This window comes from Streptomyces sp. NPDC000594 (genome assembly GCF_040299965.1).
Taxonomy (GTDB): domain Bacteria; phylum Actinomycetota; class Actinomycetes; order Streptomycetales; family Streptomycetaceae; genus Streptomyces.
In genome coordinates, this window is record NZ_JBEPCY010000019.1 from 125,283 (window position 1) to 131,921 (window position 6,639).

6 protein-coding genes are annotated in these 6,639 nt (G+C 70.7%); 4 read left to right on the plus strand and 2 right to left on the minus strand.

Annotation, left to right across the window (positions count from 1 at the left end; genetic code table 11):
• Positions 1-37: 37 nt before the first annotated feature.
• Together ABT354_RS24570 and ABT354_RS24575 are read right to left on the minus strand one after the other, a co-directional pair.
• Positions 38-1,267 (minus strand): helix-turn-helix domain-containing protein, encoded by a 1,230-nt coding sequence (locus tag ABT354_RS24570; protein WP_351497382.1) that lies wholly within the window; start codon positions 1,265-1,267, stop codon positions 38-40.
• Between the two features lie 328 nt (positions 1,268-1,595).
• The gene (locus tag ABT354_RS24575; protein WP_351497384.1) at positions 1,596-2,987 is read right to left on the minus strand and encodes a helix-turn-helix domain-containing protein; all 1,392 of its coding nucleotides are present in this window, start codon (positions 2,985-2,987) and stop codon (positions 1,596-1,598) included.
• 234 nt (positions 2,988-3,221) lie between these two features.
• On the opposite strand from ABT354_RS24575, the gene tgmA reads away from it, so the two are divergent.
• The 4 genes from tgmA (at position 3,222) to ABT354_RS24595 (ending at position 6,548) form a co-directional block, all read left to right on the plus strand.
• The gene (gene tgmA, locus ABT354_RS24580) at positions 3,222-3,500 is read left to right on the plus strand and encodes a putative ATP-grasp-modified RiPP (RefSeq protein ID WP_351497385.1); all 279 of its coding nucleotides are present in this window, start codon (positions 3,222-3,224) and stop codon (positions 3,498-3,500) included.
• Between the two features lie 21 nt (positions 3,501-3,521).
• Positions 3,522-4,487: an ATP-grasp ribosomal peptide maturase gene (gene tgmB / locus ABT354_RS24585; protein ID WP_351497387.1), complete on the plus strand. Its 966-nt coding sequence runs from the start codon at positions 3,522-3,524 to the stop codon at positions 4,485-4,487.
• On the plus strand, positions 4,484-5,641 hold the full coding sequence (locus ABT354_RS24590) for a methyltransferase domain-containing protein (protein WP_351497389.1): 1,158 nt from the start codon (positions 4,484-4,486) through the stop codon (positions 5,639-5,641). The genes tgmB and ABT354_RS24590 overlap by 4 nt, the downstream gene beginning before the upstream one ends.
• Before the next feature lie 229 nt (positions 5,642-5,870).
• Positions 5,871-6,548: a DUF4253 domain-containing protein gene (locus tag ABT354_RS24595; protein WP_351497391.1), complete on the plus strand. Its 678-nt coding sequence runs from the start codon at positions 5,871-5,873 to the stop codon at positions 6,546-6,548.
• Positions 6,549-6,639 lie beyond the last annotated feature (91 nt).

Here is a 6,639-nt window from a genome sequence, read left to right on the forward strand (position 1 = left end):
CAGATCCACCCCCTCTGTTCATGGGTACGGAATGTACCTACGCGGCGTCGACTCCCCACTCCCTCGCCAGTGCGCCGGCCTGGGTCCGGATGGCGGCCGGGCCCGATACCGCGAGGTCGCTGACTGCTGACCTCGCGAACAGGTTGTAGCCCGTTGTCTCCGGGCTGATCCCCTGGGCCTGGGTCAGAAAGTGGACCGTGGCGATCGGCTCACCGGCCAAGCTGTACGCACGGGCCTGCTCGATCGCCTGGTAGGCGCGACGGGTCGCCGAGGGCACGGCCTCCGTCCGCAGATCCGCAGCCACTCGCACCGCGGCCCGCGCCTGCACCAGGTCGGTCCGGAGAGTGAGCGCGTACCCGTCGACCACGCCGCGCCCGAAGACCAGCCACGGATGTGCGTACCCCTCCCCGAGCGCGGAGGCAGCGCGGTCCGCGATGTCCCAGTGCCGCTCGGCCGGGCCGGCGCTCGCCGTCTTCGCGTGGGACAGAGCCACGGCCAGATGGAGCAGCCCGTGCAGCGCCAAGTCCTCCTCATGCCGCTCGGGGCGGAGCAGCGAGGCCGCCGTCAGCGCGAGGTCCACGCGGGCTGCCGCCGCTTCTCCGCCGTCGCGGTGGATGTGTCCCATGTACCAGGCTGCGGCGGCGATGGCGCGCGGGTCGTCAGCGTCCTGAGCGGCTGCCATGGCCCGATCGCCGGTGAGTATCACCAACTCGGGTGCGGGCTGGAAGCTCAGGAACAGCTGTGTGAGGTGGTAGACCTGCGCCAGGAGTGCCAGCGCCGCTCGTCTGTCGGTACCGTCGTGTGCTCGGGCGGCGTGCTGAGCGTCCGCCAGCAGCGCGGGCAACAGGTCGGCGGTGCCGCTGCGGTGGTGGCCGATTCCGTGCCAGACCAGCCAGGCGTGCCGAAGTCGAGCGGTGAGCGCGGCGACGGACGGTGGCTCGCCGTCGGGGGCTGTGATCCGGTACGCCGCCAGGGCTGATCTGATCTGCGGCAGCGCCGGGTGCGCCGGGTTCCGGTAGCTGGCGGAAGCGAGACGGGCATCTCCGGTGAGGTCGGCCAGATCGCTGACGGCCAGGACATCGGCCATCCGCAGAAGCATGGGCAGTCGGGGCATGCGGAGCCGACCGGTCTCGATGGCCTTCCACCACTCGTACGATCTGCCGACCCGCCCGGCGGCGGCAGCACGGGTCAGACCGCGCCGTTCACGCGCTCGGCGGACACGGCGGGCGAAGGTGGCGGACTGCTGCGGCGCGCTTGATTCGGGCATCCTGGTGCTCCGTTCTGACGTCGACACTCAGAACGTACTCCCCTCGTGGGAGCAGACAGATCGAAAGCGTCCTGGATCAGGACGCTTTCCTGGGTGCGTCTGCTCAATGCCCGACGACGTGATCGTCCACCTTTACGGTGACCGTGTCGACGAGGTGTGGCAGCAGATCGACCGTGACCTGAGCAGCACGGCCCCCTTCATCAACTGATGACATCCGGAGCTGACGCGGTCCCGGAACCGCTTCCTCCTCCAGCGACGCCGGGACAACGAACTGTGGGCGCTCCCACGCGTGACGGTCCGCGAACGAAGCGGAGCAGCGAGCCGCAGCTCAAAGGACGGCACCGTGTCGGGCGGCGAACTCGCGAAGCCCAGGAATGTGCCGGGGAGCGTGGAGCAGGTCAGTCGTCAGGGTCCGGAGGGCCGGTCTGCGGAGTTCTTCTGCGGCGGTGCGCTCGATGGCGCGGAGCGCGGCGAAGGTTCGATGTTCGTCGCCGATCTTGTTCCACATGCGGGCTGAGTCGGTGAGGTAGCGGGCGGTGCGTTCGGGGCTGGGGAGCCGGGCGGGGTCGACGCGGCGAAAGTAGTCGATTCCGTCGTCAGGGGTGCCGAGCGAGGTGTAGGTGCTGATCCGGTACATCGCGAGTTCCGCCGGTGTGGCCTTGTGGGTGAACAGGCCGCCGTCGTTGGGGGCCCGGCTGATTCGGCCCTGGGTCTCGTCGGCTTCGCCGAGGAGGTCGATGGCGGTGGTGCGGTCACCGCCGACTCCAGCGCTGTACCCGGCGGTCAGAAGAAGCGCAGTGGCGGCGGCGAGTGTGGAGGGCGGCGGATCCCCGGGGGTACTGGAGATGAGGGCGTGGGCGGTGCGCGCGAGGAACGTCGCTGCGTCCCGGGCACGGCCGGCGCGCCGCATGGTGATGGCGACCATCCTGGCGGCGGCGGCAACAACCTGCGGGTCGCCGCTGGCGCGGGCGGCGGTCAGCGCCCGGTCGCCCGTCGTCCACGCCATGGGTGAGTGCTGTTTCACTGACAGCTCGGTGGCGAGGACATAGCCACGGGCGACGGCGGCGTGGGCGCGGTCCCGTGCCTGGCCAGGTGTGGCGTGGTCGCGGGTCGACTCGGCGGCGGCGAGCAGGGTCGGCAGGACTGCGCCCAGGGCGGCGTAGTGGGCGGAGGCGAACGCGGCGCGAGCGCGGATCAGCGCGGCGGACAGGTCGGCGGGCGGCACCGGTGATGCGGGGACCGGCTCGAACAGGGTCTGCTCCAGCGGCCCGAGAGGTGTGAGGGGCGGAGTGTTGGGTGCGCCGGCCTGGGCTGTTGCAGTGGGTGCGAGGAGCGCGGCGGTGACGGTACCAGTGATGAGGGTGCGGCGTCTCACATCGTCCTCCAAGTCGGCTGCCGGGCTCACCATAGTGGGGTGCGGGGTGCCGATGAGGCCGAAGTGTCCGCCTTGGCCCGTTGGAGTGAGCGCCAGGAGGTGCGGCGGAATGCCTAGGCCGATGGTGATGCGGGCCAGGACGTCGGCGCTGGTGACGCGGCGGTTTCCGCGTTCGATCGCGGAGATGTCGGACTGGGCCAGCCCGGTGCGGGCACCGACGGTGCTCTGGGAGGTTCCGGTGTACTTGCGGTAGCCGCGCAGGAAGGCTCCTATGTCACGTGCGTTGAGGGCACCCAGTATCTCTGGCTGCTCCCATAAGCCAGGCGGGACGGGAAGGTTGTGCACGATCTTCCCCCTCGAAGGGACGAAACAGGGGCCACTCACAGTAGCTCTACAGCTACCTGCTGTCATGTGCTTGAGAGGGCGCGTATAGGGCCGTCCTATAGGCCGATCCTCTGGGCTGCGGCCGGGGTGCGGCGGCATGGTTCGAGAAGTCCCGCGGTGACCGCTCGGGATCCTGCCCGGAGCGGCCCGCACGCCGACATCGAGGAGACAGCCATGAGTACCCTCGCACCTCCCATGTTCGCTGTGCCGGTGGACCACTCTGTTTCCCGGTCGAGGGCTGGCGCGGCAAGCCCGGTCAGGCCGTTCGGGCTGACGCTGGCCCTGCCGGTGATCCGCCCGAGCCTGCCGGAGCCGACCGGGCCCCTGTCGTTCTGCCCCGAGCGCCAGATCACGGTCACCCCTGACGGTGAGCCGTTCATCCACGCCCCGTCGATGAAGAGCGAGTTCCTGACGGTCGCGCAGACGACGGAGGACATGCAGTTGGACGAGGAATCCGAGAACGACACCGACTGAACCGCTGACGGGAGCTGAGACATGACAGTCCTGGTGCTGACCCGCGACCGGCTCGACGCCACCGCGGATCTTGTCGTGGCCGAGCTGACCGGGCGCGGGTTCCCCGTGGTCCGGATCGACCCCGGGGACTTTCCCGAGAGCAGCGGACTTGCCGTCCGCATCGGCCCTGGCCGGGATGGCTGGGAGGGCAGCTGGCGTGGGCAGCACCGGGACCTGAACCTCAATGAGGTCAGCGCGGTCTACTACCGCCGGCCCAGCCCGTTCCGGCTGCATCCCGGCCTGTCCGCAGACGATGCCCGGTGGGCCGGGGCGGAGGCCCGCGCCGGCCTCGGGGGGATCCTCGCCTCCCTGCCCTGTGCGTGGATCAACCATCCCCACCGCAACGCCGTCGCGGATTGCGCCCCGGTGGCACTCGCCACGGCCGCTCGCAGCGGCCTCACCGTCCCACCGTCGCTGATCACCAACGACCCCGACGAGGCCCGGGACTTCGTGGCCTCGCTTCCCGGCGGCCGCGCCGCCTACAAACCGGTCGGCAACTCCGGGCCCAGCATGCATGAGGGCCGGGCGCACGTCCTGTGGACCGCGCCCGTCACCGCCGACCGGATCACCCCGAGCGTCGCCGTTACCGCCCACCTCTTCCAGCAATGGGTGGACAAGGCATACGAGGTCCGACTGACCGCCGTGGACCACACCGTGTTCGCCGCCGAAATCCACGCCGGGTCGGACGCGTCCCGGATCGACTTCCGCCGGGACTACGACGCGCTCACCTACGCCGAGTGCGAGGCCCCCGAACCCATCCGGCGGGGCGTCCGGTCGCTCATGGCCGCCCTCGCGCCGCGCTACGTCGCGATGGACTTCCTCGTTGATGTGGACGGGAGGTGGTACGCGGTCGACGTCAACCCGGGCGGCCAGTACGGATTCGTCCCCCACTTGCGCGACCCCGTCACCCGGGCTCTCGCCGACGCTCTGCAAGGAGAATCACGATGACCACGACCACCGCTCCCGGCGCCTCGGCCGCCGCACGCCGGCGCCTGGCCGACGCTCTCACCTCCGGCGGCGCGCTCGCGCCGGGCTCCCCCTGGTACGAGGCGTTCGCCTCCGTGCCCCGGGAGGTCTTCGCCCCTGAGTTCACCGTCTCGGGCCCGGGCGGGCGCCGGGGCTTCGCCCCGGGGGACCCCGGCTATCTGGACGCCGTCTACACCGACACCACGCTGATCACCCGGCGGGACGGCGGCGGAACCGCGACCAGTTCCTCCAGCCAGCCGTCCCTGATGGCCCGGATGCTGGAGGCGTTCGCTGTCCCGGACGGGGCCCGGGTCCTGGAGATCGGCACCGGCACCGGCTACAACACGGCCCTCCTCTGTCATCGTCTCGGCGCCGACCGGGTCACCACCATCGATGTGGAGCCGGAGCTGACCGCGACCGCCCGCGAACGGCTCACCGAGAGTGGCAACGCGCCCCTGGTCATCACCGGCGACGGCACCGCAGGGTATGCGGAGGTGGCCCCGTACGACGGGATCCTCGCCACCTGCGGAGTCAACCGGATTCCGACCGCCTGGCTCCACCAGGTCCGGCCCGGCGGCATCATCGTGACCAACACCGGCAACGGCATCGCCGTCCTGACCGTCGACGAGGAGGGAAACGCCGACGGTGGCTTCCTCCCCGGCGACGCCGTGTTCATGCGTGCCCGTCCCGGCGTCGGCCACATCACCCCCACCGCCTCGCAGTTCACCGAACTGCTCCTCGGCGGAGACGGTCGGAGCAGGACCGTGGACCTCCCGGCCACCGACGACACGGCAGCCTTCCTCACCGCAGTCGTCCACGCCACAGCGCATGAGATCTGGATGGTCCAGCCCGATGTTGTCGCCATGACCCTGGTGGGCGCGGACAACGGCCTGGACATCTACGGTCTGGTCCACCCCCCGACCGCATCATGGGCCAGGATCACCCCCGGTCACGGCGCCCGGGCGACCGTCGTCCACGGCGGCCCCCGCGATCTGTGGTCCCCCCGGCTCGCACTCACCACCCAGTGGATCGCCGCCGGCCGACCGGGACCCGGTCCCTACACCCTGAGCATCACCGCCACCGGCGGCCACACCCTCCGCCGCACCGGCACCTCCCCGGCGACCTGGACGCTCTGACTCAGCCCCGGGCCGGCCCACGTGGCCCGCACCGCCCAGGGCACTTCGTCTGGATCACCGGCGGCGGCATCCTCGGGCTCTGCGAAGAGAGCCGCACTGTCAGCACCACCGTCTACGGTGCGGTCATGTCGTTCGCCCTGCCCGATGGTCTGCCTCCCGGCCGGTTCCTGTCTTCCGGCCCCGCACACGTGTGGGTCTCGGACGAGCTCCCGCATGGCATGGAGCGTCTATGGCCTCGCCTACTGAGCGAGCGGCCTGCGGTCCGGTTCCGCTTCTGTGCCGGCCCGATGCCCTGGGTAGGCCGGTCGGCCTGGCCGACGTGGATGCCGTCCGCCTGGAGGAGGTGCTGGCCACGGATTTCGCCGAGTACCGGCGCAGGCGGCTGCCCTCCTGGATGGATCCGACACCCGTCCCGGTGCCTGAAGGTGTGGAGCCGTGGCCGCACGACCCCGGGCCGCCTTTCGAGCGGTGGCCGGGTCTGGCACCGCAGGTGCCGGCTGGGGCTCTGGATCCGACGCCCGAGGAGGCGGCGGCGAGCCTGTTGGCCCGGCTCGTCGGGACGGGCGGGTTCGAGCTGGACGAGTGCCGCCTCGTGCTCGTCCCCGCCCGGCGCGGCAGCGATGCTCTGGCGTCGATCGGCTGGTCCGCGGAGGCACCCCTGCCGCTGCTGTGTGCGCTGCTACGGAGCTGGGAGGACCGTTTCGGTGCACAGGTCGTGGCGGTGTTCGGCAGTGAGCTGCACGTTTCGGTCGCGAGGCCTCCCGTCGAAGCGGAACACGCGGATCTGCTCGCTCTGGAGCACCTGCTCTCGACCGCGAACAACATCGTCGATGACCCGCCCACACCTTTCCCCGAGTACGCCATGGACCTTGTGGGACGGACGTCCTGGTCGTTCTGGTGGGACTAGGTCGTGTCTTCAAAGTCCCGTCTGCCGGCCGTGCCCTGGCACGCACACTCGCGATGTTGTCGTCGGTCGCCGATGCTCCGCATGGACTCCC

Coding starts and splice junctions, on each gene's coding strand:
- ABT354_RS24570 (WP_351497382.1), bottom strand. CDS start 1,267: ATGCCCGAATCAAGCGCGCCGCAGCAGTCCGCCACCTTCGCCCGCCGT.
- tgmA (WP_351497385.1), top strand. CDS start 3,222: ATGTTCGCTGTGCCGGTGGACCACTCTGTTTCCCGGTCGAGGGCTGGC.
- tgmB (WP_351497387.1), top strand. CDS start 3,522: ATGACAGTCCTGGTGCTGACCCGCGACCGGCTCGACGCCACCGCGGAT.
- ABT354_RS24590 (WP_351497389.1), top strand. CDS start 4,484: ATGACCACGACCACCGCTCCCGGCGCCTCGGCCGCCGCACGCCGGCGC.
- ABT354_RS24595 (WP_351497391.1), top strand. CDS start 5,871: ATGGCCTCGCCTACTGAGCGAGCGGCCTGCGGTCCGGTTCCGCTTCTG.